This window comes from Mycolicibacterium setense (assembly GCF_000805385.1).
Classification (GTDB): Bacteria; Actinomycetota; Actinomycetes; order Mycobacteriales; family Mycobacteriaceae; genus Mycobacterium; species Mycobacterium setense.
In genome coordinates this window covers 544,990-570,402 of the sequence record NZ_JTJW01000010.1, presented here as the reverse complement: position 1 = coordinate 570,402, position 25,413 = coordinate 544,990, and the positions used below count along the sequence as shown (strand labels likewise).

The following is a 25,413-nucleotide window of genomic DNA, read 5'->3' as shown; positions in this document are numbered from 1 at the left end:
AGGGGCTAGGAGGTCCACCATGTCCGGCGCATCTGCCACCATCACCGACGAGCAGTTTGCCGCCCGTGACCTGGTGCGGAGCTGGGCGGCAGCCACCGCTACAGCCTCTGCCGTCCGCGAGGGTGAACACGATCCCGATGCGTGGCGCACGCCGTTTCGCGGTCTCGCGGAACTAGGGATCTTCAGTGTCGCGGTCTCCGAGGAGCAGGGCGGTGCCGGCGGCACGGTCGAGGACCTGTGCGCAATGGTCGACGAGGCCGCCGCCGCGCTGGTGCCCGGTCCCGTGGCGACCACCGCTCTGGCCACCCTGATCGTCACGGACGAGACCGTGCTCGAGGCCCTGGTGTCGGGTGAGCGCACCGCCGGTGCGGCGCTGAGCGCGGACCTGACGCTCGACGGCGACCTCGACACCGTTTCGGGCATCGCCGAGTACGTTCTGGGCGCGGACGCCGCCGGGGTGCTGTTGTTGCCTGCCGGAGACCGCGTCGTCCTGGTCGACGCGAGCTCGGCTGGGGTGAGCATCGAACTGCTCACCGCCACGGACTTCTCGCTGCCGCTGGCCCGGGTCGTTTTCGATTCGGCGCCCGCGCAGGTGCTCGAGGTTTCGCGGCAGCGGTTCGAGGACATCACCGCGACGGTCCTGGCTGCCGAGGCCGCGGGCCTGGCGCGCTGGACGCTGCAGACCGCCACCGAATACGCGAAGGTGCGTGAACAGTTCGGCAAGCCGATCGGCAGTTTCCAGGCCGTCAAGCACATGTGCGCCGAGATGCTGCTGCGCTCCGAGCGGGTTTCGGTGTCGGCGGCCGACGCGGCGCGCGCTGTGTCGGAATCCGATGACTCGCAGCTGTCGGTCGCCGCGGCGGTGGCGGCGGCCGCGGGTGTGGACGCGGCCGAGGCCAACGCCAAGGACTGCATCCAGGTGCTCGGCGGCATCGGCATCACCTGGGAGCACGAGGCGCACCTGTATCTCCGTCGCGCATACGGCATTTCGCATGCGCTCGGGGGTAGGCGCCGGTGGATTCGCCGCGTCTCGGCACTCACCCAGCAGGGCGTGCGTCGTGAACTGCGGATCGATCTGGAGTCGGTGGCCGACCTGCGCCCCGAGATCAGCGCCGCCGTCGCCGAGGTGGCCGCGCAGCCGGCGGAGAAGCGACAGGTGGCCCTGGCCGAGTCCGGCCTGTTGGCTCCGCATTGGCCACGTCCGTACGGCCGCAACGCATCCCCGGCCGAGCAGCTTCTGATCGATCAGGAACTCGCCGAGGCGAAGGTGGAGCGCCCGGATCTGGTGATCGGGTGGTGGGCCGTGCCGACCATCCTGGAGCACGGCAGTCCGGAGCAGATCGACCGGTTCGTGCCGGCCACCCTGCGCGGTGACCTGTCCTGGTGCCAGCTGTTCTCCGAGCCGGGCGCCGGGTCCGACCTGGCCGCGTTGCGCATGAAAGCTGTTCGCGCCGAAGGACCCAACGGGGAGCCGGGATGGAAGCTGACCGGACAGAAGGTGTGGACCTCGGCGGCGCAGAAGGCGCACTGGGGTGTGTGCCTGGCCCGCACCGATGCCGACGCTCCGAAACACAAGGGCATCACGTATTTCCTGATCGACATGAAGACGCCGGGCATCGTCATCCGCCCGCTGCGCGAGATCACCGGCGACGAGCTGTTCAACGAGGTCTTCTTCGACGATGTGTTCGTGCCCGACGAGATGGTGGTCGGCACGGTCAACGACGGCTGGCGGCTGGCTCGCACCACGCTGGCCAACGAGCGCGTGGCGATGGCCGGCGGCACCGCACTGGGCAATCCGATGGAGGAGCTGCTGCGCACCCTCGGCGCCAAGCCGGAGGTGGACCCAGCCGATCTGGACCGGCTGGGTGAGCTGATCCTGACGGCCCAGGTGGGTTCGCTGCTGGATCAGCGGATCGCCCAGCTGGCCGTCAGCGGTCAGGACACCGGGGCGCAGGCCAGCGCCCGCAAGCTGATCGGTGTGCGCTACCGCCAGGCGCTGGCGGAGTTCCGGCTGGAGCTGTCCGACGGCGGGGGTGCGGTGCGCAACCGTGAGGTGCACGACTTCCTCAACACGCGCTGCCTGACGATCGCCGGCGGCACCGAGCAGATCCTGCTGACCGTCGCCGGTGAGCGGTTGCTCGGCCTGCCGCGCTAACCCCGCAGATACCCCGCCAGCATCGTGACGATGCCGTCCTCGAGTTGTTCGGCGTCGGCGGGCTTCTCGCACGCCAGCAGCCGGTGGGTCAGCGATTCGACGGTGGCGACCACCATGCGCGCCGCGAATGCGGTGTCGGCCACCGTCACCTCAGAATGGCTGTCCAGCAAGGCCTTTGCGGCACCGACGGCATCTTCCTCGGTGTGGTGCAACCGGTTCAGCAGGGCCGATGACCGGGGAGCTTCTTCGAACAGCACGCGGTGCAGGCGCGTGTCGTCGCGGTGGTTGTCGATGGCCGCTCGGACGAACAGCCGCAGCAGGTCCTCGAGCGATTCGGGCAGACCTGCGGCGGTGCGTTGTTGCAGCAGTGCCGCGCCGGCGTCGACGTGTGCGTCGGTCAGCGCCGACAGGATCGCGTCCTTGTTCGGGAAGTACTGATACAGCGAGCCGATCGACAGATCCGCGGCCGCGGCGATGCGGTTGGTGGTGCCCGCGGCGTACCCGTACTCGGCGAAAACGCGAGCCGCCGCCTCGAGGATGGCTTGGCGGGTTTCGACCGCGCGCTGCTGTCTGGGCTGCTTACGGGCCCGAAATCGGTCGGTCGGGGTCATCGTCGCCTCCGCGCGAAAAGCGAGTAGTCAGCCGCTGTCCGGCACTCGAGAATTGATGGCATGCAGCGCATCCATGTTGAAACGATTCTGCCCGCCGACACCGGACGAGTGTGGCAGGCCATGCAGCAGGTCCCGACGTTTCTCTACGTCTGCCGGGGCCTGTTCGGCGTGCCGGCGCTGGCCGGACGTACCGAACCGTTCGAGGCAGGGGACCGGGGCACTGGTTGGCTGTTCGCCTTCCACGTGATCCCGGCTTATCGGCACACCATCGAGGTTCTCGATGTCGACGACACCACCCGCACGATCCGCACCCACGAATACGGCGGGGTGCTGCGGTCCTGGGATCACACATTGCACGTCGAACCGGTCACCGATCAGTCGTGCCGGTACAGCGACACCGTCGAGATCGACGCGGGCCGGCTCACTTCGGCCGTCGCGGCGCTTGCCCGAGGCATCTACGCCTATCGGCACCGCCGGTGGCGCAAGCTCGTGCACAAGCACATGTCAGAAACCCGTCTGGGTGCAGGCGGTCGGCGTGGTCAGGTTGACGCCCCCGAACACCACCTGGATGACTGAGCAGATGATGAACTGGTCCTTGGTGTTCGGCTGACCGGTCCGCCACTCGGTGGGCACCGACACGCCCTCGATGCGGAAGCGTTCGATGGGCCCGCCGCCGAAGTAGGTCGCCGAGATCTCGACCTTGTTCATCGAGCGGTACAGCTTCGACAGCACGTTGTCGTGGTTGGAGCCCTTGATCTCCCGGGGCATCCCGGCCGGTGCGCTGTAAGAGGCCTCTTGCCAGGTGTCCTTGTTGGTGCTGCGCAGGGTGATGGTCTGGCGCGCCCACACGTCACCGGGGAATCCGATGGGGCCGTCCGGCGTCAGCAGGTTGGCCTGCGTGTTGAACGTGCACTGCGTGCCTGCGCAGTCCGCGTTGACGTGCATCTCGACCGTGCCCTGGGGGCTCGGGATGGAGGTGACGGCCGAGTTCGCGGCCGCCGTGGCCGACGCGGGAAACGTCAGCGCCGCCGCGGTCAGCACTGCTGCCGCGCTCGCTGCGGAGAGCCTGTTGATCGTCATCGTCAAGAAAGGTATCCGCTCGTTACTCGTCGTAGGTGACTTCGACCGAATCCGACACCGGCCTGGCCTGGCAACCCAGGATCAGGCCCTCGTCGAGATCGGAGGGTTCGAGCACGTCGTTGATCTTCATCTCGACGTCTCCGGACTTCTTGAGTACCGCGCATGCGCCGCAATGGCCTTCGCGGCACGAGAACGGGGCGTCGAGGCCCTTGTCCAGCAGCACGTCGAGCAGCGTGGCCGATCGGGGCCAGCGGACCTCGTGGGTGGTGCCGTCGAGGGTGACCACCGCGGTGGCCGGCCCTTGGTCGCTGTCGTCGTCTTCCTCGATCACGACAGCGGCGAACGGGTCGGAATCCAGCGACTTGAACACCTCGATGTGGATGCGCTCGTCGGCGGCCCCGGCTTTCTTCAACGCCTCCTCGGCTGAGGCCATGAACGGTCCGGGCCCGCAGATGAAGGCTTCGCGGGCGGCGTAAGGGGCGACGAGACCGGCCAGCGCGGCGGGGCTGGGCAGCCCTTGCACCGTCTCCAGCCAGTGCACGACGGTGAACCGGTCGGGGTACTTGGCGGCCAGCTCACGCAATGTCGCACCGAAGATGACCGAGTTCTCGTCGCGGTTGGCGTAGACGAGGACGACGTTGCCGCTGCCCTCGGCGAGCGCGGATTTGCAGATCGCCATCATCGGGGTGATGCCGCTGCCCGCGGCCAGCAGCAGGAAGTCGGTGTCGAGATCTTTGGGGACGAAATTGCCCGACGGCGCCAGCACGTGCATCCGCATCCCGGCATGGGCGTTGTCGCACAGCCAGTTCGACGCGTAGCCGTCGGCGGTCCGCTTGACCGTGACGGTCAGTTGGTCGTCGGTCACCGGCGAGCTGGACAACGAGTAGCAACGGGCCACCGAGCCGGTGCGATCGCTGGGTACCCGCAGGGTCAGGAACTGGCCGGGGGAGTAGCGCAGCCGGTCGGCGGGGATGCTAGGGCCGTCAGGACCGTCAGGAACACAGAACACCAGGGACCGGGCGTCGGCTGTTTCCTCGATGACCGCACTCACCTGCAGTTCGAGCACATGGCTGCCCAGTGGCTCATCAGTCACGGCTGGCCCCTCTCTTCACTCATAACTAGAACAGGTTACAAAAACGTACTTGCCCAGGTCCAGCTGCCCATTGCAACCCGCTGCTCGACACAAATCGTAACGTGTTCTAATCTCTGTTTAAGCGGTCAGCTCGCGCTTATCGCAGTCCGATTCTTGGGAGGCATTTCCGTGACATCCATTGAACAGCGTGACGTGCAGGCAGTTCTGGCCGGCATCGATGAATTGCTGCCGACGCTGCGTGAGCGCGCTCAGGAGACCGAGGATCTGCGCAAGCTGCCCGATGCGAACGTCAAAGCCCTGGAGGACATCGGTTTCTTCAAGCTGCTGCAGCCCGAGCAGTGGGGCGGCCTTCAGTGCGACCCGACCGACTTCTACGAGGCAGTCCGGCGGCTGGCCAGCGCCTGCGGTTCCACCGGCTGGGTGGCCGGCATCATCGGCGTCCACAACTGGCATCTGGCCCTGTTCGACCAGCAGGCCCAGGAAGATGTCTGGGGTGAGGACACCGCCGTGCGCATCTCCTCCTCCTACGCCCCGATGGGTGCAGGCACCGTCACCGAGGCCGGCGACGGCTACATCGTCAACGGTTCATGGAACTGGTCCTCGGGTTGTGACCACGCCACCTGGGCCTTCCTCGGCGGCCCCGTCATCAAGGACGGCCGCCCCGTCGACTTCGGCAGCTTCCTGATCCCGCGCACCGACTACCAGATCGACGACGTGTGGAACGTGGTCGGCCTGCGCGGCACCGGCAGCAACACGGTCGTGGTCAAGGACGTTTTCGTGCCCAAGCACCGCTTCCTGTCCTACAAGGCGATGAACGACGGCACCGCCGGCGGCTATGAGACCAACACCGCGCCGGTCTACAAGATGCCTTGGGGCACAATCCATCCCACCACCATCTCGGCTCCCATCGTGGGTATGGCCTACGGCGCCTACGACGCTCACGTCGAGCACCAGGGCAAGCGGGTCCGCGCGGCGTTCGCCGGTGAGAAGGCCAAGGACGATCCGTTCGCCAAGATCCGGATCGCCGAGGCGGCCAGCGACATCGACGCCGCCTGGCGTCAGCTGTCCGGCAATGTCGCCGACGAATACGCGCTGCTGGTCGCCGGTGAGGAGATCCCGTTCGAGCTGCGGGCTCGCGCTCGTCGTGATCAGGTGCGCGCCACCGGCCGCGCGATCGCCTCGATCGACCGGCTCTTCGAGGCATCGGGCGCCACGGCGTTGGCCAATGACGCTCCGGTGCAGCGGTTCTGGCGTGATGCGCACGCCGGCCGGGTGCACGCCGCCAACGATCCCGAGCGCGCCTACCTGATCTTCGGTAACAACGAGTTCGGTCTGCCCCCGGCCGACACGATGGTCTGAGCTGAAGCCAGACATGACTGCTACGCAAGAGATCACCTTCGAATCCACCTCCCGGTACGCGCAGGTCCGCGATGACATGCGGCTGCACTACCACGAGGCCGGTGACCCGAACGCGCAGACCATCGTGCTCCTTCACGGCGGTGGCCCCGGCGCGTCGAGCTGGTCGAACTTCGGCCGCAACATCGCGGTGCTGGCCGAGCACTACCACGTGCTGGCGGTCGATCAGCCCGGCTACGGCTACTCCGACAAGCACACCGAGCACGAGCAGTACAACCGCTACAGCGCCAAGGCGCTGCTGGGACTGTTCGACCATCTCGGTCTGCAGGGCCGGATTCCGCTGCTGGGCAACTCGCTCGGCGGCGGCACCGCGGTCCGATTCGCGCTGGACTACCCCGATCGCGCCGGCAAGCTGGTGCTGATGGGCCCGGGCGGCCTGTCGGTCAACCTGTTCGCGCCTGACCCGACCGAGGGCGTCAAGGCACTGGCCAAGTTCAACTTCGAACCGACCCGCGAGAACCTCGAAGCCTTCATCCGGATCATGGTGTTCGACCAGAAGCTGGTCACCCCCGAGCTCATCGATGAGCGGTTCGCGATCGCCAGCACGCCGGAGTCGCTGGCCGCGACGCGCGCCATGGGCAAGTCGTTCGCCGGTGCGGACTTCGAGCTCGGCATGATGTGGCGCGAGGTGTACAAGCTGCGCCAGCCGGTGCTGCTGATCTGGGGCCGGGAGGACCGGGTCAACCCGCTCGACGGCGCACTGGTCGCGGTCAAGCAGATTCCGCGGGTGCAGCTGCACGTCTTCGGGCAGTGTGGACACTGGGCTCAGGTCGAGAAGTTCGACGAGTTCAACAAACTCACCATCGATTTCCTCGGGAGTTAGCAGATGAGCATCAAGGCACTGGGCTACATGCGCATCGAGGCCACCGACGTGGCAGCCTGGCGTGAGTTCGGGCTGAAGGTCCTGGGCATGGTGGAGGGCTCCGCCCCTGACAACGTGGGCATTCCCGGTGCGCTCTACCTGCGGATGGACGATTTCGCCGCGCGCCTGGTGATCGTGCCCGGCGAGCGGGACCGGTTGCTGATCTCCGGCTGGGAGGTCGCCGACGCACCCGCACTGCAGAATCTGCGCGAGAGTCTGTCCAAGGCGGGCGTCGATTTCGTCGAGGGCACCAAGGACGAGGTGCGCGAGCGCCGGGTCGAGGGTTTGATCCGGTTCTCGGATCCGTCCGGCAATGTGCTTGAGGCGTTCTACGGTGCGCAGTACCTGGGCCGGCGATTCGTCAGCCCGTATGGCCACAAGTTCGTCACCGCCGAGCAGGGTCTCGGACATGTGGTGCTGACCTGTGACGACGACGCGGCGGCGCAAGCGTTCTATCAGGATGTGCTGGGCTTCCGGTTGCGTGACTCGATGCAGCTGCCTCCGCAGCTCGCGGGACGCCCGGCCGACGGCGATCCGGTGTGGCTGCGCTTCTATGGCTGCAACCCGCGTCACCACGCGCTGGCGTTCATGCCGATGCCCAACCCGACCGGCATCGTGCACCTGATGGTCGAGGTCGAGAACTCAGACGACGTCGGCCTCTGCCTGGATCGCGCGAATCGCCGGAAGGTGAAGATGTCGGCGACGCTCGGCCGGCACATCAACGACAAGATGCTGTCCTTCTACATGAAGACCCCGGGTGGGTTCGACATGGAATTCGGTTGTGAGGGACTCGAAGTCGAGGATGAGAGCTGGATCGCCCGGGAGAGTGTCGGGGTGAGCCTCTGGGGCCACGACTTCTCCGTCGGATTCAAGTAGACATGTCGGCGCCCGCGATCGATCCGCGCACATTCCGAAATGTGCTCGGCCAGTTCTGTACTGGCGTCACGGTCATCACGACACTCCACGATGAGGTGCCGATCGGCTTTGCCTGCCAGTCGTTCGCCGCGCTGTCGCTCGACCCGCCGCTGGTGTTGTTCTGCCCCACCAAGCAGTCACGGGCGTGGCAGGCCATCGAGGCCAGTGGGAAGTTCTGCGTGAACATGCTGCACGAGAAGCAGCAGCATGTGTCTGCGCAGTTCGGTTCGAAGGCGCCGGACAAGTTCGCCGGAATCGACTGGACGCCATCGGAACTCGGCTCCCCGGTGATCGACGGGAGCCTTGCCCACATCGACTGCAACGTGCACTCCGTGCATGACGGTGGCGATCACTTCGTGGTGTTCGGTTCGGTGCATTCGTTGTCCGAAGTCCCCAAACGTAAGCCTCGGCCGCTGCTGTTCTACCGGGGCGAGTACACAGGGATCGAGCCGGACAAGAACACCCCGGCGCAGTGGCGTGACGATCTGGAGGCGTTCTTGACGACCACCACGTCCGATACCTGGCTCTGACTTTTCGTCGTTGACAGCAACTGGGCTCCCTCCCGCAGAGGGGGCCCAGTTCGCGTTTCAGCGCATATTTACGTGCCAGAAAGTCAGGGTAGGCATACCTATTGATATTTAGGGAAAGCTAAGCTAATTTTTGGTCGTTCCTCAGTCAATTATCAGCTTCAGGAGATTTCGTGCCCCAACCTGCCCTCTCCTCCGGCGTCGCCCCAGCGGTGAGCCGGAAGGATCGGTTCCTTCTCGCCGGCGTCGCAATGGTCAGCGCCAGCGCCATCGCGGTGACCCCGGTTGCTCAGAACAGCACGGTCATTCAGCAGGCGCAGAACCTGGCCTTCGACCTGACGGCGTCGACGATGGACGCCACCGCCTCGCCGGTCGACGTGTACGGGACCCTCGTCAGCAACACGTTCGGCAACCTCCAGTCCCTGGGCGCCGCACTCGCGGCCAATCCGGCACCGTTGCTGAGCCAGGTGCTGGAGAACCAGCAGGGTTACGCGGGCAAGTTCGGCGCGGCGTTCGAGGCCATCCCCACCAACCTGCAGAACTGGTACAACGGCCCCAACGGGCAGGCCCGGTTGGCGCAGGCGCAGGCCGCACTTGAGGCCGGCGACATCGGTGAGGCGTACCGGTGGTTCAACCACTCCATGCTGTACGCGTTCCAGGGCGCCTTCGGTTCGCTGATCGCTCCCGGGTTCATCCTTTCGGGCACGCCGCGTGGCGGCACCGAGTACCTGGCCGGCATCCCGGAGCAGATCGCCCAGAACTTCACGAATCTGATCGCCGCGACCTTCACCTCGAGCGTGGTCGTGAGCGCCGTGTTCCAGGGTGCCTTCGCGACGGTGAGCGGCCCGGCGTTCGAACTCGCGCGCATTGCCGAGGCGGTCAGCACCAGTGTGGCCGCCGGAGATGCGCAGGGTGCCTTCAATGCCGTCATCAACACGCCGGGGATCCTGGTCAACGCGGCCCTCAACGGATTCAAGTACTCCGACCCTGACGAGACGGGTACCGGGGGCTACACCGAGTGGCCGGCCCTTCTCACCTGGGCCGAGCCCGGCGAGCAGGGAGGCGCCCGGGTGGTCGCAGGTCTGCTGCAGAACCTGCTGGTGAACATCCCCAAGAGCCTCGCCGACGCCATCGACAACACTCCGGAGCCCACCGCCCCGGCGGCGGTGCCGACGAGTGTCGCTGCTCAGCTGGTCTCGGCGGTTACGCCCAAGGCGGCGTTGACCGAGTCGGTCGTCGAGTCGGTCAAGGAAGCGGCTCCGGCCGTCGAGGCGCCGAAGGCCGAGACCCCGGCCGTCGAGGCACCCAAGGTCGAAACCCCGGCTGTCGAGGCCGTGAAGGTTGAGACGCCGGCCGCCAGTGCCGTTCCGGCAGCGACGGATGTGGTTGCCGCCGAGGCTCCTGCCGAAGCCGCCGCCGCGCCGTCGGTCGCCAAGGCGGCCGAGGCCAAGACCAAGAGCAAGAGCAAGGTCGCCGACCGGATCAAGGCCAAGATCAACGAGGCCAAGGAAGCCCGGCAGGCCAAGGCCAAGGAGGCCAAGGAAACCAAGGCCAAGGCCACCGAGGCCAAGTCCACTGATTCAAAGGGAGCCGGCGACTCCAAGGGAAGCTCGAGCTCCTCGTCCGAGTAGATAACGCAGCACACCTAGCTGGGCCCCATCCGACAGGATGGGGCCCAGTTACGTTTGTGCGGAGGCCGTGGCTGATGGCCGGAACCTGACCGATTGATCAAAGAAGGCATTGACAACGCCGCTGCCAAATGTAACGGTTTGATCGACTGATCAAATCATCGGAAGGATGGCCATGGCAGGCAGAGTCGAGGGCAAGGTAGCCCTCGTTACCGGGGCGGCACGCGGACAGGGGCGCAGCCATGCGCTGCGATTGGCGCAAGAGGGTGCCGACATCATCGCCGTCGACGTCTGCAGCCCGATCACCGATACCAGTGCGATCCCGGCGTCGACCCCGGACGATCTGGCGGAGACGGCTGATCTGGTCAAGGGACTGAATCGGCGGATCGTCACGGCGGAACTCGATGTGCGGGACTTCGATGCGCTCAAGGCCGCGGTCGACAGCGGTGTCGAGCAGCTGGGCCGCCTCGACATCGTGGCGGCCAACGCCGGTATCGGCAACGGCGGCGACGTGCTGCACGAGACCAAGGAATCCGACTGGGACGACATGATCGGCGTCAACCTGTCGGGTGTCTGGAAGACCGTGAAAGCCGCGGTGCCCCATCTGATTTCCGGCGGCCGGGGCGGATCGATCATCCTCACCAGCTCGGTCGGCGGGCTCAAGGCCTACCCGCACACCGGCCACTACATCGCGGCCAAGCACGGGGTCATCGGCCTGATGCGCAGCTTTGCCGTGGAGTTGGGTCAGCACTCGATCCGGGTGAACGCGGTGTGCCCGACGAACGTGAACACCCCGATGTTCATGAACGAGGGCACGATGAAGTTGTTCCGTCCCGACCTGGAGAACCCGGGCCCCGACGATATGGCCGTTGTTGCCCAGCTGATGCACGTGCTTCCGGTCGGCTGGGTCGAGCCTGTCGACATCAGCAACGCGGTGCTGTTCCTGGCTTCTGACGAGGCCCGCTACATCACCGGCCTGCCGGTCACCGTGGACGCCGGCAGCATGCTCAAGTAGCCGCCTGGCCGGTGCCGAATCGGCGCAGGAACCGTTCGACGAAGGCGCGGAACTCGGCGTGGCCCTCGGTCACGCCGACCGCCTCTTCGTTGCACAGGCTGCGGGCGGACTGGGTGAGCAGCATCGACATCACCACCGGCGGAAACTCCTCCATATCGACGCCGTGGGCGCGCAGCACCCCGGCCATGGCCGTGGCTTCGATGTCGCGGACCCGCTCGGAGTATGTCTTGAGTTCGGCACCAATTGCCTTGCGATGGTTGGCCAGCGCCATGAACTCGGTGTTCAGCCCCGTCACCCGCGAGTCGGAGTTGATCAGCCACAGGGCGCGCAGCGGATCGTCGGTGGTGATGGCCTCGCGCAATCGCGCGAGGGCGGCGTCGGCGCCGCTGCGCAGCACCGAGATGAACAGATCGTCGAGGGTGTCGAAGTAGTAATAGACCAGCGCCGAACGCACCCCGGCCACGGCTGCGATGCGCCGGGTGGTGGCCGCGGCGTAGCCCTCATCGCGAATCACCTGGGCGGTCGCCTCGATGAGGCGCTTGCGGGTGCCCGCGTCCTTGTCCTTGACCGCGCGTGCCGCCGCCATCAGCCCAGCCTCCGAAAATCATTGCCCGACAAAGGATGTTTCCGGCTGTCAGAGAACCTTGACCGTCGAAGGGCGGGGGTGGTAAGCATGAGCCATCCTAACGGTTTGATCGATTGATCAAATTCAGAAGCTGAGGAAACCGATGCCCGAAGACATGAGCGCGACCGGGGTCCACGTCGACGCCGACCTGTGCGAGGGTCATGCACTCTGCATCCAACTTGCCCCTGAGGTGTTCGACCTGTCCGACGACGAAGTGGCCAGCGCTGCCCGGACCGGCGGCCAGTGGGATCAAGATACCTGGGAAAACGTCAAATCCGCCGTCGACGCCTGCCCGCGTCAGGCGATCAGCCTGCTCCCCACCAGCACGAAAGGCCAGTGAGCCATGACCGATCTCGCCTCAGTCGACTACTTCGCCGATCCGGCCGTCACTCAGGATCCGTACGACTACTACGAGTACCTGCGCAGCAACGGGCCGGTGTTCGCCGAACCGCATCACGGTGTGGTGGCAGTGACGGGCTATCAGGAAGTGATGGCGGCCTTCAAAGACCACGGGTCGTTCTCGGCGGTGAACGCGATCGGCGGGCTGTTCCCGCCGCTGCCCTTCGAGCCCGACGGTGACGACATCAGCGAGCAGATCGAAGCGCACCGCCACCTGTTCCCGATCCACGAGCACATGGTGGTGATGGATCCGCCGCAGCATGAGCGGGCCCGCTCGCTACTGAGCAAGCTGCTCACGCCGCGGCGCCTCAAGGAGAACGAGGACTACATGTGGCAGCTGGTCGATCACCAGATCGACCAGTTCATCGATAACGGCAAGTGCGAATTCCTGTCCGAGTACGCGAAACCCTTTGCCACCTCAGCGATCATCGACCTGCTGGGCGTTCCCGAGCAGGACCGCCCCGAATTCCTCGCCGAGTTGGGCGCGGGGCCTCCGGAGGGCAACCATGTCGGTGCCCTCGACGGATCGGCCGTCGGCCGCGACCCGCTGGGGTATCTGGACGAAAAGTTCGCCGGGTATCTCGCGGAGCGCCGCCGCGAGCCGCGCGGAGACGTGCTGTCCGGCATGGCCACCGCCACGTATCCCGACGGTTCCACGCCCGAACTGCTCGAGGTCGTCAAGCCGGCCACGTTCCTGTTCGCCGCCGGCCAGGAGACCGTCACCAAACTGCTCACCGCTGCCGTCCAGACCCTCGGCGACTACCCGGAGTACCAGCAGATGCTGCGCGAGAACCCGGCCGGCATACCGACTTTCATCGAGGAAGCGCTGCGGATGCACGCCCCGACGAAGGTCGACTTCCGGCTGGTCCGCAAGACCACCACGCTCGGCGGCGTGCACCTGAAGGCCGGGACCATCGTGATGCTGTGCCTCGGTGCGGCCAACCGCGATCCCCGCAAGTTCGAGGATCCCCACGAGTTCCGCCCGGACCGCAAGAACGTCCGCGAGCACATCGCGTTCGGCCGCGGCATCCATACCTGCGCCGGCGCACCGTTGGCGCGGGTCGAGGGACAGATCACCGTCCGCCGTCTGCTGGACCGGATGCGAGACATCACCATCGACGAATCCGTGCACGGCCCGGCGGGCGCGCGCAACTACACCTACGAGCCCACGTTCCTGCTGCGGGGCCTCACAGCGCTGAACATCCGATTCACTTCGGCCGCATAGCCATATCACCGCACTCAGGAACAGGAAAAGCCCAGTGAATGGTACTTCTCATCCCGGAGCATTCTGGAGGTTCCTAGGGGTCACCCTGGGCGTATTCGCGCTTCTGGTCGGGGCCGCGATCCCCGCTGCGGCAGCCGAATTGATGAGGGTGACTTTCGTGCGTCATGGCCAGTCGTTCGGCAACACCTCCGGAATCATCGATACCTCGACACCCGGCCCCGTTCTGACACCGAAGGGTCAGCAGCAAGCCCAAGATGTGGTCGGCACGTTGGGCGACAACAACTATGACGCCATCTACGCATCGACGATGGTGCGAACTCAGCTGACGGCCGCGCCGATGTCGCAATACCTGGGTCTGCCGATTCAGGTGCTGCCCGGTCTGCAGGAGATCGAGGCCGGTGACTTCGAGGGGACGCCCGAGAGCGAAGCCGGCAGCGGCTACGCGAGCTACATGGTTGCGTGGGCCATCGCGGGTCAACGCGACCTGCGGATCCCGGGATCGATCGATGGCAATGAGCTCGACGCCAGAGTCGACGGTGCGCTCAAGACGATGTACGACAAGGGTGACCGTAACCCCGTGGTGTTCTCTCATGGCGGCACCATCATGTTCTGGACGATGATGAACGCGCAGAATCTCACGCTGGCGCAGAAGGTCGAACTGTTGCGGACCAGCGTGCTCGACAACACCGATTACGTGGTCATCGAAGGCAACCCCGAGGACGGCTGGACCCTGGTGAGCTGGAATGGCAAGGAGTTCAGCCCCGAACCCACGCTTGGAGCAGAGGTGAAGCTCCAGGCCCGCACGCTCACAAGGCAGCTCGCAGCTGCCACGCAGCAGGTCACCGATGCGTTCGCCACGGGGAACATCGCGACGATCGCGACTGCGATCAACCGGGGTGTGGCGGAAGCGAACTTTTCTGTCATCAAGTTCAACCGTGCGGTGTCCGCCAAGGTCATCCACGAGCTCGAGCAGGCGGTTAACGAGGGTTCGCCCGCTCCGCAACCGGAGCCTGCAGCCGTGTCGTCGACGGCCGCTGATCCGTCCCCGGACACCCTAGCCGGGGATATCACTCGGCAGGTCCAGTCGACCGTCGACCAGCCGGCGCCGCTGAAGACCGCTCTGAAGCCGCGGGCAGAGCAGGCGGTGAAGGACGGTGACACGACGGCGCCCGGTAAGGCGACAACGTCGTCGACCCGCGTGAAAGACCGTGCGCGGCAGACTGCCCAAGATGTGAGGGATCTGGTCTCGGCATCGATCGACACGGTTCGTGACGGTGTCAGCAAGAACGGTGCCAAGAAGAACACCGCCATCACCAGGCATGCCAACGCCGAGCCCGGCACCGCAAAGTCGGATACCGCACGCGACGCGGGCGGCGCGGATGGTCGCCGTAGCGGACATGATGCCGCGTGACGGTGGGCGGGTTCACCCCAGCGAAAGGCTGACCGGACCGCCGCGGTGATCGACCGCGTCGAGGATGCTGGACGGTACCCGGAACACCCGGCCGGGTGAGGCCGGCCACGGTAGGACCTTGCGGCCGATGACCTTCCCATCCTGGCGCGCAACCACTTTCGGGATGCGCACCAGGCTGTCGGTCCACAGCAGCAGCCGGTGCCGCGCGGGCGCGGGATCGCCGGGCCGCAGCAGACCTGGGGCTACCCAGCGCAGCGGGGCCGCGGCCTCGATGCGTATCGCCTGGTCCGGGGCGGTGGCACCGCCCAGATACCGGCGCACCTGTGCAGCCACGTGCCGGCCGTCGAGCGCGGCGATGTCGGCGGTATCCACGGGGTGCAGCAGATTTCCGATCGCGAACACCCCCTCCCGGCTGGTCCTCAGTGCGGTGTCGACGACGGGCCCGAGGCTGTGCGGGTCCATGTCGAGACCGGCCAGGCGGGCCAGCTCGTGGTCGGGAATCCAGTCACCCGTGAAGACCACGGTGTCGCAGGCCACGATTCGGCGCTGCCCAGTCCGCGTGTTCTCGACCTCCACACCCTGAACGGTGCCCTTGCCGATGATGCGGGTCACCCGGGTGGTGGTGGCAATCTCGACACCCATCAGCGGGGTGCGGCCGGCGATGTTGAACACCGCGTAGGACTCGGGTGACGGGTATTCGCTTGTCATCAGGACGGTTTCGCATCCCGCGTGCTTCAGGGTGAGCACCGCCGAGTAGCTGACCAGTTCGGCTCCGACGATGACGGCACGCGTGCCGACGCTGCGGTGCTGCAGGTGCACGGTGTTCTGCAGCTGCCCTGTCGTGTAGACGCCACCGGGCCGGTCGCCGGGGATCATCCGGGCTGGGCGGGCCCGCTCGCGGGCGCCGGTGGCCAAGATGACCGCACGTGCGTCGAGGCGTTCGCGGCCGGCCGGCGAGGTGAGCTCAAGGACCTTCTCGCCGGTCCAGCCGGTGACCATGGTGGAGGTACGGATCTCGGCCCCGGCGGCCGTGGCCTCGCGGACCAGGCGACGTGCGTATGCCGGCCCGCCGATGAAAGTCTTCATGTCGCGGATGCCGTAGCCGGGGTGGTCACTGTGCCGCGGAATGCCGCCCGCCTCGGATTCACGTTCCAGCACAACCACATTCAGGTCTGAACTGTGGGCCAGCTCGGCGGCGGCGGTAAGGCCCGCGGGCCCGGCGCCGATGATCGCGACGTCGTAGGTGCTCACTTGTGATTCTCCTCGGATTCCCGCTCGAACACCGACTGCACCTCGGCGCCACAGAAGAATGCCTGGCAGCGGCCGTTCATCACGCGGGTGCGCCGTCGCAGGCCCTCCAAAGCCGCGGGTGGGATGACGGAATGACAGGCGTCGCGCAGCTCACCTTCGGTGACTCGTTCGCAGAAGCACACGATCCGGCCGTAGGCAGGGTCGGCGGCGATCTTGTCGGCCTGCTGATAGGGACGGGGGAACGCCTCGCCGAGGTTGGGCATCTGCGGCGGATCGGGCAGTTCGCCGGCCGGCGTCAGCTCAAGACCTGCCGAGACCAGTTGGCCGCGGGCGTATTCCGCAATCGCCATGCCGGCGGTCAGACCGGTGGACCGGATCCCACCGACCAGCAGATAGTGCTGCGCCGGATCGGCTTCGATCAGGTAGTCGCCGTGGTCGATCGCTGCCCGCAAGCCGGCATACGTCGCGGTGACCTCTTCGTCGAGCAGCCGCGGCATCAGCGCGCGACCCTTTTCCAGTAGGAACTCGAAACCGGTCTCCGAGGTACCGGTCGCGGTGCGGTCGGTGAGATCCTCCGAGGTGGGGCCGAGCATGACGTTGCCGTAGATGGTGGGGCTGACCAGAACACCCTTGCCGCGTGACGTCGGTACCGGCAGCACGATCTTGTCGACCAGTGGCCGGGCCAGCTTGTCGTAGACGATGAGCTCGCCGCGGCGCGGGGTCACGGTGAATCGCGAGAAGCCGAACAGGGTGTCGATGACATCGGCACCCAGACCGGCTGCGTTGACCACCCACCGGGTGCGCACCGGGCCTGCGGAGGTGTGCAGCGTCGTGACCTCGGTGCCGGTCTCGACGCGCTCCACCCGGTGATCGGTCAGCAGGGTGGTGCCCCGGTTGACGGCGTCGGTGGCCAGGGCGAGGTTGACCGTCCAGGTGCAGATGATCGATTCGTCGGGCACCGTGAGCCCGCCGAGGGCGCCCGGCCCCAGATCGGGGACCGCGGCATAGACGGCTGCGGAATCCACGATCTCGCACCGGTGATACCCGTTGGCCTCGGCCTTCTCCTTCAATCCCGGTAGGGCATCGAGCTGTTCGTCGTCCCAGGCCACCAGGATGGCACCGGTGTGCTCGACCGGGATCCCGGTGCGCTGCGCGTAGTCGGACAGCAACTCGTAGCCGCGGCTGACCATGGTGGATTCCAGCGTTCCGGGTTTGGCGTCGAACCCGGTGTGCAGGATCGCCGTGTTGGCCTTGCTGGTGCCGTCGCCGACATCGTCGCGGGCTTCGAGCAGGGCAACCGACAGTTGGTATCCGGACAGCTCGCGCGCGATGGCCGAGCCGACGATCCCGGCTCCGATGACCACGACGTCGAACACGTCGGGCCCACTCGGGGTGTTCATGAAATCTCCTGGTTGTACGTGGTCTCGGCGAGTTCGCGCCAGGCCGAGCGGAATTCGGCGGCGCGCTCCGGGTTCCAGCGGGGTTCGTAGCTTGCCGACGGGGTCCAGTCGGCGACGACGTCGGCCACCGACTTTTCGGGCGCCAGGCTGAGCCGCGCCAATGCGGCGGCGCCCAACGCGGTGGCATGCGCCGACGGGTACACGTCGACGGGCACCTGCAGGATGTCTGCGCAGGCCTGCATCAGGACGGTGGATTGGGTGAGCCCGCCGTCGGCACGCAGCCGGGTCAGTGGCGGGGCATCGGCGTCGATCGCCGAGACCAGTTCGGCAACCTGGGCGGCGATGCCCTGCAGTACCGCCAGCACGAGGTGTCCGCGCCCGGTCGACAGGGTCATCCCCGAGATCGTCGCGGTGGCTTGCGATTTCCACCATGGCGCGGCGAGGCCGGCCAGCGCGGGCACGCACAGCACCCCGGCGTTGTCGGATTCGGCGATCGCATCCATCTCCGCGGCTCCGCTGATAACCCCGAGGGAGGTCAGCCATTTGACGGCCGATGCAGCGGTGTACACCTGGCCGTCGATGCAGAACGAGTCGATACCACCGACCCGCCAGGCCACCGACGAGGTCAGACCCGTGGTGGAACGCACGGGAGTGGTCCCGGTGTTCGACAGCAGGAACGCGCCGGTCCCGAATGTGCACTTGGCCATGCCTGGTTCGAGGCACGCCTCGGCCAGCAGCGCAGCCTGCTGGTCCACCACGATGCCCCCGACTGGGACATCTGGTCCGAAAGCCGATGTAGTGCCGATGATCTCGTCGTTGGCGGCGATCCGCGGAAGCCTTTCGCCGTCCAGGCCGAACAAGGCGAGCAACTCGTGGCTCCAGTCCCGGGCGCCCAGTTCCACGGCCGCCGAGCGGCTGGCGGTGGTGGCGTCGGTGACGAACTCACCGGTGAGCTGGTTCAGCAGCCAGGTGTCCGACGTGGTCACGACGCCGTGGCTCTCGACATTGCGGCGCAGCCAGGCCATTTTCGGCGCCGAGAAGTACGGGTCGAGCACCAGTCCGGTTCTGCCGGCGAGCATGTCGGCGTGTCGGGCGAGGTCGGCACACAGGCCCTCGGCCCGGCGGTCCTGCCACACGATCGCTTGGGTCAGGGGTCTTCCGGTGCTGGGATCCCAGGCCAGGACGGTTTCGCCCTGATTCGCCAGAGACACGACGTCGACCGGGCGTCCTGCCTCCTCGAGCGCGGCGCGTCCGGCGCCGAGCACGGACTCCAGCAGTTCAGCCGGATCCTGCTCGACGCCGCCGCCGTCGAGGTAACGCGGGTGGACAGCGACCTCGGCAACGCCCACGACACCATCTTCGGGGTCGACAACGACCGCCTTGGTCCCCGACGTGCCTTGATCGATGGCCAGTACGGTCATTTCACGGCATCCAGTTCGGCGTCGATCGAGGCCATCCCTGGCATCTTCAAACCGTCCTTGCCGCGCGTGACCAGCAGGTAGCCGAGGTACACCGCGCCAATTGCGACCATCACCGCGATGTACAGCCAGGGATCACGGAAGGACGCGTCCCGGAACAGCGCCAGTGCGAAGACCAGCCAGGCTACGGCCACGACGATCACCGGTGTCTCCCACCGGCCGAGGCTGAATCCTGCGCTGGGCGGCAGTTTGCGGCGGGTGGCGATGTAGAGGGTGACCGTGATCGCGTAGATGATCGCCGGGAGCAGAGTCGCCGCCGAGAACAATTTGAACAGGGCGTCGGTGCTGGTGGAGAACACGCCCAGGATCACAGCGGATGTGGTGAACATGGCGATGGTGGCGTTCAGCGGCGTCTTGAATCGCGGGGACACCTTGTGCAGCACCTGCCAACCCGGGAAGCGCTGGTCGCGGGACATCGCCCAGACCAACCGCACTCCGCTCATCGTGATGACCAGACCGCAGGCGAAGATCCCGACGGCGACGAAGACCAGCAGGGCGGTCCCCACGAACGATCCGAGGATGTCGCGGATGACGTCGGCGATCGGTGTACCCGACTGGGCCAGCGCGGTGGGATCGTTGACACCGGCGGTCACCACCAAGAGAAACAGGAAACCCAGCACGCCGGACGCCAGCACGGCCTGCCACATTGCCCGCGGCACAACGATTTCCGGTCGCTTGGTTTCCTCAGCAAGGTTGGCGGCGGACTCGAAGCCCACGATGGTGAACGCGCCGAGCAGGAATCCCAGCATCCACGGTCCGGCGGAGGTGGCGGTGCCGAAACTCCAATAGCCCTCGGCGGGAATGTCGCCGTGGGAGAACAGATTGCCGACGGACAGTTTGTGCGCGATCACACCGACGATGAACAGCAGCACCACCAGGGCGACCATCACGATCAGTTCGGCGGTGACGGCGAAGTTGTTGACGCGTTCGGTCCATTTCGTCGACAACCCGACCAGCAGTGCCTGCAGCAGCATCACGCCCGCGGTGATCAGGAATGACGTGCCCGGGGTGCCGGTGAAGTCGAATAATGCGGGCACCACCGTCGCGGCCACGGTGTAGTCGACGGCGACGACGACGATCGCCAGGAAGGTGAACGAGATCCAACCGGTGATCCAGCCGAGGATGGGATTGGCCAGTCGCGAGACCCACTGATAGGCGTAGCCGGTCACCGGGATGCGGGCGGCCAGCGAACCGAGCAGTAGAGCGACAGCGATCTGACCGACAATGACGATCGGCCAGGTCCAGATGCCCAGTGGCCCTGAGGTGTTGAGCACGCTGCCGTAGGCGGTGAAGATGCCGGTGGCGATCGAGACGAACGCGAAGGCCACGGCAAACGATGCGAACTTGCCGGTGTTGCGTTCCAAGGTCTCGGTGTAGCCGTACGGCGATGTGGAAGAATTTGTCATCGATCGGGCTTTCTGAGGGAAATTGACTGTTTCGCGAAGGGATGGCTCGGTCCGCGGGCGGCGCTGCAACGTCGCCCGCACCCGTTTCAGGCGCTCGCCGGCCGCGCCGGCATGACCACACCTCCCGTCTCTCCGAAGGCCGATTCCACAGCCAAGTCGGTGCTCTGGTCGGTGATCAGTCCGTCGACCGCGCTGAGATCGCAGACCCGGTACGGCGCTACCTGCCCGAGCTTGGACGAGTCGGCGAGGATGTAGCTGCGCGCGCTGTTGGCGATGATCGTGCGGCGCACGTCGATCTCATCGAGATGGAAGTCGGTGAGCCCGGCGGCCGCGTCCACGCCGCCGGACCCGAGCAGGGCGATATCGGCGTAGATGTCGTTGAAGAAGGCTTTGGTGTGCGCGTTCGAGCAGGCCAGGTCGCCGGCCCGGACCCGTCCGCCGGCCAGCAGCAGCTCGATTCCCGGGCGGTCGGCCAGCTCGACCGCCACCGGCAGTGACGGGGTGATGATGGTGCCGGTGAACGAGCGGGGGATGGCCTGGGCCACGGCGACGGCAGTGGTGCCGATGTCGATGATCACCGTCTGCCCGTTCTCGAGCAGGCCCGCGGCCACCCGGGCCAATTGAGCTTTCGCCTGGTGGCGGATCATCGTGCGCTCGGAATACGAGGGCTCGATGGGACGGTGGTCGGCTACCGCGGCGGCGCCGCCGTGAACCCGGCGCAATGCTCCGCGTTCTTCGAGAAAGGCCAGGTCGCGACGGACTGTTTCGGCCGATACCCCGAGGCGACGGACGAGTTCGTCCGTGCTGATCGCCTGCGCGGTTCCGACTGCCTCGACGATCGCCTCATGACGCTCAACCGGCAACACGGCTGACCGTCATTGTGGATTTATGACCGTTCATGACGGTTATTGTGGGGTGTTGCGTGGCTCACGTCAACCGGAGCCGCAGAATTCAGCTCATACCGATCCGGATGTTCTTCACCTGCTGGAACTCGTGCAGCCCGTCGAGGCCGCCGGTACGGCCGGATCCGCTCTGCTTGTAACCGCCGTAGGGCCCTTGCGGCGAGATCTGGCTGAACTGGTTGACCCATACCGAGCCGGCTTCGAGCTGCCTGCTGACCCCGTGTGCCCGAGCCAGATCTCGGGTATGGACAAAGGCATTCAGGCCGTAGGGGGTGTCGTTGGCGAGCTGGACCGCTTCGGCCTCTTCACCGAACCTGATGAGTGAGACGACCGGACCGAATGTTTCGACCTGGGCGAGCGGTGAGGAATTGTCCACGTTGCCGAATACGGTGGGCTCGATGTAATAACCCTCCGCGAGCTCGCCGCCGATTCGCTGCCCGCCGATGAGCAGCTCACCGGCCCGATCGCTGACCGCCTGGTCGATCGTGTTCAGGATGCGGTGGGCGGCGGTGTCGCTGATCACCGGACCGAAGTTCACGGTGGGATCGAACGGGTCCCCGATGCGGGCGGCGCCCACAATCGCGAGGAACTTCTCGGCGAAGGCGTCATAGACGGACTCGTGCACCAGGATTCGGCTGGCACACGCACAGCTCTGCCCTGATTGCATCAACGGACCCTGGTGGGCCGAGAGTTGGGCGGCGGTATCCAGGTCGGCGTCGGCGAAGATCAGGTTGGCGGACTTGCCGCCGAGTTCGGTGACCACCGGTGTCAGGTTCTGCGCGGCCGCTGTCAGCACCGCGCGTGCGGTGACTCCGCCGCCGGTGAAGTGGATCTTGCGGATGCCGGGATGACGAACCAGCAGTTCGCCGCCCTCCGCCGCGGCCGGTACGACGTTGACCAGCCCGGGTGGCAATCCGGCCTCCAGGCACAGCTCGCCGAAGCGCAGCGCGGCGAGCGGAGCCAACTCCGACGGTTTGAACACCACGGCGTTGCCGGCCGCCAGGGCGGGCGGGATGCACGAGGCGGCGACGACCAACGAGCCGTTCCACGGAGCGATCACGCCGACAACGCCGTAGGGCTCGCGCTCGATGAGGTTGACGTCGTGAGACCCGCTGACCGGCGAGCTCGACCCGTGGGGTTTGTCGGCGTAGCCGGCGAAGTGGCGCAGGAACCGTTCGAGCAGGTGCGCGGTGCCCGCGTAGGACACCGGCACCGCGTAGTCATGCACGTTGAGCGCGGTGAGTTCGTCGAGATGCTCGTGCACCACGTCGGCCAGATCGATCAGCATGTCGCGGCGGCGGTCCGCGGTCAGTGCCGTCCACACGCGCTGTGCGTCCCACGCGGTACTTACGGCGAGGTCGATCTCGGCGGGGCCGGCCAGGACAATGCTCGCGTTCGGCTGTCCATTTCCCGGAAAGATATGCTGGTGTTGCGGCACCGATGACTGGGTGATGCGTTCACCACCCACCACCAGTCCGGCCGGGTCGGCGGGCAGCGTCGTCAGGGCGCTGCTCATGACGTCGCCTCCGCTTCAGCAGCCCATTCCGCCTCGGCGCGCTCCTTCTGTTCGCCGATCACCTGGTTCAGGTGCGAGGCCTTGGGCCAGCCGTAATAGGCCGCGAAATGCAATGCCAGTTCGTCCATTTCCTCGAATGACACATCGCGGCTCTTCAGTGCGGCGTAGACGTGGCTGACGATCGGGATGGGAGCGTCCTGAAACGCCACACACGCCACCGTGATCAGCCGTCGCTCCTTCATTCCGAGTCCGGGCCGCAGCCACATCTCCCCGAAGACGAAGTTGAGGATGCCTGCACCCGAGAAGGGATTGTCGCGAATCGGTGTGTACGGCATGCAGTTGACGTCCCGGAAGGACTGCTCACCGCACAGCAACCGGTCCTCCGGATCACTCGGCGTGGTCAGCGGCAGCAGCGGCTCGGGTGCAGGCGGGGTCAGACCGCGTTCGCGGTGAATCCTGGCCCACTCCTCGTCGACCACGCCATTGAACCGTGAGGCCTTGGGCCAGCCGGCGTACACGGCGAAATGCAGGACAGTTTCCCGCATTTCGACGATGGAGACGTCGCCGCTGTTGAGTGCGGCATAGACGTGGTCGCGCAACGGCTCTTCCGCATCGGCATCCGCGACACATGCCAGGGTGACGAAGCGTCGATCCCGACGGCTCAGGGCGCTGCGTGGCCACACCTCGGCGAACACGAAGTCGACGAGGTTGGTGGTCGCCGGGGAATCATCCTCGGGTGCCGCGAACGTCATCACCTCGGCGAACTCGCGGCGGCCGCGCTCGGTGCGGGTATCGGATGCGGTCATCGGATCGTCACCCCCGCATCCACCTTGAACTCCAGGCCGGTCACATAACGGGACTCATCCGAGACCAGGAACAGCACCGCATTGCTGATGTCGATCGCCTCGGCCATCACGATGGGTATGGCGTTGCCGAACAGCGGCGCCAGATCCGGACGTTGCTCGGCGATCAAGGCGTGCAGCGTCGCCGGCCGCATCCCGGTCTCGACGCCGGTCGGGTGCACCGTGTTGACCCGGACATGCTGGGCGGCAAGCTCATTGGCCAGCGCCTTGCTCATCCCCACCACGCCGTGCTTGGACGCGGTGTACGGGGTGTGCAGCGGCGTGCCCTTGATGCCCGCGGCCGAGCTGATGTTGACCAGGCTGCCGCCGCGCTCCACCAGGTGCGGCAGTGCCGCGGCGCAGGTGTTCCAGGACCCGATCAAGTTGATGTCGACGACGGTGCGCCATTGCTGGGCGGTGGTGGTGTCCCAGGTGCCCGCGGTGATGACGCCGGCGTTGGCCACCGCAGCCTCCAGGCCACCCAACTCCTTGACGCCGTCGGCGACTGCGGTCGCCAGCGCGTCGGCGTCGCGCACGTCGACCACGTAGGTGAGGGCGCGCCGGCCGTGCTTTTCGACCAGTCGCGCGGTTTCGTCGAGATCTTCACGCGAGGCCAGCGGATAGTCGATCTCGTCCACCGATCGGCACAGGTCGACCAGGATGACGTCGGCACCCTCTTCGGCCAGACGTACGGCGTGGCTTCGGCCCATACCGCGTGCTGCGCCGGTGATCAGCACGCGCTTGCCGGCGACCCGCCCCATCAGAGCTTGTTCGTGAAGCCGGCGTCGACGGGGAGGGTGACCCCGGTGACGTACTTGGCGGCGTCGGACACCAGGTAGCTGATGGTCGCGCTGATGTCCTCCGGTTCCAGTAGTGACACCGGCATCGGGTTCTGCAGATGCGGACCACCGTCGGGGTAGTTCTCCAGGAACGCCGTCATCGCCGGGTTGACCGCCATCATGGTGTTGACCGCGGTGGGGTGCACGGTGTTGACCCGGATGCTGTGTGGGGCAAGGGCATTGGACAGTGTGCGCATCAGCCCGACGATGCCGTGCTTGGACGCCGCATAGCCCAGGCCGCCGCCCTGCATCCCGCCGAAGCCGCGCAGCCCGGCGGTGGAGCTGGTGAAGACGATGGATCCACCGCGTCCGCCCTCGATCAGATGGGGGATGGCCGCCTTGGCGGTGTGGAAAGAGCCGACGAGGTTGACGCCGACCGCATCGGTCCACATCTCGAGGTCTTCTTCGATGGTCACTTCCCGAAACGCGGTGGGGGCCACGCCGGCGTTGGCGAGCACGATGTCGAGGCGTCCGAACTGCTCGACACCCGCGTCGAGTGCGTCCTTGAGTGCGTGGAAGTCGCGGACATCGGCGACTGTGCCGATCATCTTGCCGCCCGCGGCTTCGACGAGTGCGACCGTCTCGTCGAGTTCGGCGCGGCTGGCCATCGGGTACGGGTTGGAGGCGATGCCGGCGCAGATGTCGACACCGATGATGGCCGCGCCTTCCTTGGCGAGCGCCACCGCGTGGCTTCGGCCCTGACCCCGGGCCACCCCGGTGATGAAGGCGACTTTTCCGTCCAGATTTCCCATTGATCCTCACTCCGCCGAATGGCTGTAACCGTGTTACAGCGGTACGGTAACCTGGTTACTCTCCG

At 66.4% G+C, this 25,413-nt stretch carries 24 protein-coding genes; 11 read left to right on the top strand and 13 right to left on the bottom strand.

All coding sequences use genetic code 11. The features are described from left to right. Window positions 1–19: 19 nt before the first annotated feature. Window positions 20–2,155 carry an acyl-CoA dehydrogenase family protein gene (locus tag QQ25_RS27850; protein WP_039382287.1) on the top strand — a complete coding sequence of 712 codons (2,136 nt, stop codon included), beginning with the start codon at window positions 20–22 and terminating at the stop codon, window positions 2,153–2,155. Here the strand turns inward: QQ25_RS27850 and QQ25_RS27845 are convergent. Beyond that, window positions 2,152–2,766, bottom strand: a complete 615-nt coding sequence (locus tag QQ25_RS27845) for a TetR/AcrR family transcriptional regulator (RefSeq protein WP_039382286.1) — start codon at window positions 2,764–2,766, stop codon at window positions 2,152–2,154. The genes QQ25_RS27850 and QQ25_RS27845 overlap by 4 nt on opposite strands. Before the next feature lie 60 nt (window positions 2,767–2,826). Between QQ25_RS27845 and QQ25_RS30350 the strand changes: the two genes are divergently transcribed. Next, window positions 2,827–3,342: an Rv1443c family protein gene (locus QQ25_RS30350; protein WP_064876415.1), complete on the top strand. Its 516-nt coding sequence runs from the start codon at window positions 2,827–2,829 to the stop codon at window positions 3,340–3,342. On the opposite strand, the gene QQ25_RS27835 is transcribed toward QQ25_RS30350, so the two are convergent. Then, window positions 3,271–3,840: a hypothetical protein gene (locus QQ25_RS27835; RefSeq protein WP_039326925.1), complete on the bottom strand. Its 570-nt coding sequence runs from the start codon at window positions 3,838–3,840 to the stop codon at window positions 3,271–3,273. The genes QQ25_RS30350 and QQ25_RS27835 overlap by 72 nt on opposite strands. A gap of 28 nt (window positions 3,841–3,868) precedes the next feature. Further along, entirely contained in the window at window positions 3,869–4,939 is a 1,071-nt protein-coding gene (locus QQ25_RS27830) for a ferredoxin--NADP reductase (RefSeq protein WP_039382282.1), read from the bottom strand. 168 nt (window positions 4,940–5,107) lie between these two features. On the opposite strand from QQ25_RS27830, the gene hsaA reads away from it, so the two are divergent. The 6 genes from hsaA (at window position 5,108) to QQ25_RS27800 (ending at window position 11,302) form a co-directional block, all read left to right on the top strand. After that, entirely contained in the window at window positions 5,108–6,298 is a 1,191-nt protein-coding gene (gene hsaA / locus QQ25_RS27825; protein WP_039325609.1) for a 3-hydroxy-9,10-secoandrosta-1,3,5(10)-triene-9,17-dione monooxygenase oxygenase subunit, read from the top strand. A 13-nt stretch (window positions 6,299–6,311) separates the two neighbouring features. Beyond that, the gene (gene hsaD / locus QQ25_RS27820) at window positions 6,312–7,178 is read left to right on the top strand and encodes a 4,5:9,10-diseco-3-hydroxy-5,9,17-trioxoandrosta-1(10),2-diene-4-oate hydrolase (RefSeq protein ID WP_039382281.1); all 867 of its coding nucleotides are present in this window, start codon (window positions 6,312–6,314) and stop codon (window positions 7,176–7,178) included. Between the two features lie 3 nt (window positions 7,179–7,181). Continuing rightward, complete coding sequence (gene hsaC / locus QQ25_RS27815; protein ID WP_039325605.1) at window positions 7,182–8,093, top strand: iron-dependent extradiol dioxygenase HsaC; 912 nt, start codon at window positions 7,182–7,184, stop codon at window positions 8,091–8,093. Between the two features lie 2 nt (window positions 8,094–8,095). Continuing rightward, the gene (gene hsaB, locus QQ25_RS27810; protein WP_039382279.1) at window positions 8,096–8,662 is read left to right on the top strand and encodes a 3-hydroxy-9,10-secoandrosta-1,3,5(10)-triene-9,17-dione monooxygenase reductase subunit; all 567 of its coding nucleotides are present in this window, start codon (window positions 8,096–8,098) and stop codon (window positions 8,660–8,662) included. A gap of 170 nt (window positions 8,663–8,832) precedes the next feature. Next, complete coding sequence (locus QQ25_RS27805; RefSeq protein ID WP_234711994.1) at window positions 8,833–10,290, top strand: hypothetical protein; 1,458 nt, start codon at window positions 8,833–8,835, stop codon at window positions 10,288–10,290. Between the two features lie 172 nt (window positions 10,291–10,462). After that, window positions 10,463–11,302: a mycofactocin-coupled SDR family oxidoreductase gene (locus QQ25_RS27800; RefSeq protein ID WP_029108274.1), complete on the top strand. Its 840-nt coding sequence runs from the start codon at window positions 10,463–10,465 to the stop codon at window positions 11,300–11,302. Here the strand turns inward: QQ25_RS27800 and QQ25_RS27795 are convergent. Beyond that, window positions 11,295–11,888 carry a TetR/AcrR family transcriptional regulator gene (locus tag QQ25_RS27795; protein ID WP_039325598.1) on the bottom strand — a complete coding sequence of 198 codons (594 nt, stop codon included), beginning with the start codon at window positions 11,886–11,888 and terminating at the stop codon, window positions 11,295–11,297. The two genes, QQ25_RS27800 and QQ25_RS27795, sit on opposite strands and share 8 nt — an antisense overlap. Before the next feature lie 142 nt (window positions 11,889–12,030). Between QQ25_RS27795 and QQ25_RS27790 the strand changes: the two genes are divergently transcribed. The 3 genes from QQ25_RS27790 (at window position 12,031) to QQ25_RS30345 (ending at window position 14,962) form a co-directional block, all read left to right on the top strand. Continuing rightward, window positions 12,031–12,267, top strand: coding sequence for a ferredoxin (locus QQ25_RS27790; RefSeq protein WP_234711993.1), 237 nt, complete (start codon window positions 12,031–12,033; stop codon window positions 12,265–12,267). Window positions 12,268–12,270: 3 nt separating this feature from the next. After that, window positions 12,271–13,551 (top strand): cytochrome P450, encoded by a 1,281-nt coding sequence (locus QQ25_RS27785; protein WP_039382275.1) that lies wholly within the window; start codon window positions 12,271–12,273, stop codon window positions 13,549–13,551. Between the two features lie 157 nt (window positions 13,552–13,708). Next, complete coding sequence (locus QQ25_RS30345) at window positions 13,709–14,962, top strand: histidine phosphatase family protein (protein WP_234711992.1); 1,254 nt, start codon at window positions 13,709–13,711, stop codon at window positions 14,960–14,962. 12 nt (window positions 14,963–14,974) lie between these two features. Here QQ25_RS30345 and QQ25_RS27775 read toward each other — a convergent pair whose 3' ends face one another. From QQ25_RS27775 to QQ25_RS27735, 9 genes are all read right to left on the bottom strand, one after another. Further along, the gene (locus QQ25_RS27775) at window positions 14,975–16,213 is read right to left on the bottom strand and encodes an NAD(P)/FAD-dependent oxidoreductase (protein ID WP_039325593.1); all 1,239 of its coding nucleotides are present in this window, start codon (window positions 16,211–16,213) and stop codon (window positions 14,975–14,977) included. Further along, complete coding sequence (locus QQ25_RS27770) at window positions 16,210–17,613, bottom strand: NAD(P)/FAD-dependent oxidoreductase (RefSeq protein WP_039325591.1); 1,404 nt, start codon at window positions 17,611–17,613, stop codon at window positions 16,210–16,212. Before QQ25_RS27770 ends, QQ25_RS27775 begins: the two co-directional genes overlap by 4 nt. Next, window positions 17,610–19,034, bottom strand: coding sequence for an FGGY family carbohydrate kinase (locus QQ25_RS27765; protein WP_039382273.1), 1,425 nt, complete (start codon window positions 19,032–19,034; stop codon window positions 17,610–17,612). Before QQ25_RS27765 ends, QQ25_RS27770 begins: the two co-directional genes overlap by 4 nt. Beyond that, entirely contained in the window at window positions 19,031–20,497 is a 1,467-nt protein-coding gene (locus QQ25_RS27760) for an amino acid permease (RefSeq protein WP_039382271.1), read from the bottom strand. Before QQ25_RS27760 ends, QQ25_RS27765 begins: the two co-directional genes overlap by 4 nt. An 86-nt stretch (window positions 20,498–20,583) precedes the next feature. Beyond that, on the bottom strand, window positions 20,584–21,363 hold the full coding sequence (locus QQ25_RS27755; RefSeq protein ID WP_039382269.1) for a DeoR/GlpR family DNA-binding transcription regulator: 780 nt from the start codon (window positions 21,361–21,363) through the stop codon (window positions 20,584–20,586). A gap of 85 nt (window positions 21,364–21,448) precedes the next feature. Continuing rightward, on the bottom strand, window positions 21,449–22,915 hold the full coding sequence (locus QQ25_RS27750) for an aldehyde dehydrogenase family protein (RefSeq protein ID WP_039382267.1): 1,467 nt from the start codon (window positions 22,913–22,915) through the stop codon (window positions 21,449–21,451). Further along, window positions 22,912–23,721 carry a carboxymuconolactone decarboxylase family protein gene (locus QQ25_RS27745; RefSeq protein ID WP_039382265.1) on the bottom strand — a complete coding sequence of 270 codons (810 nt, stop codon included), beginning with the start codon at window positions 23,719–23,721 and terminating at the stop codon, window positions 22,912–22,914. The genes QQ25_RS27750 and QQ25_RS27745 overlap by 4 nt, the downstream gene beginning before the upstream one ends. Next, window positions 23,718–24,518, bottom strand: coding sequence for a mycofactocin-coupled SDR family oxidoreductase (locus QQ25_RS27740; protein WP_201774274.1), 801 nt, complete (start codon window positions 24,516–24,518; stop codon window positions 23,718–23,720). Before QQ25_RS27740 ends, QQ25_RS27745 begins: the two co-directional genes overlap by 4 nt. Then, the gene (locus QQ25_RS27735) at window positions 24,518–25,348 is read right to left on the bottom strand and encodes a mycofactocin-coupled SDR family oxidoreductase (RefSeq protein ID WP_039325580.1); all 831 of its coding nucleotides are present in this window, start codon (window positions 25,346–25,348) and stop codon (window positions 24,518–24,520) included. Before QQ25_RS27735 ends, QQ25_RS27740 begins: the two co-directional genes overlap by 1 nt. Window positions 25,349–25,413 lie beyond the last annotated feature (65 nt).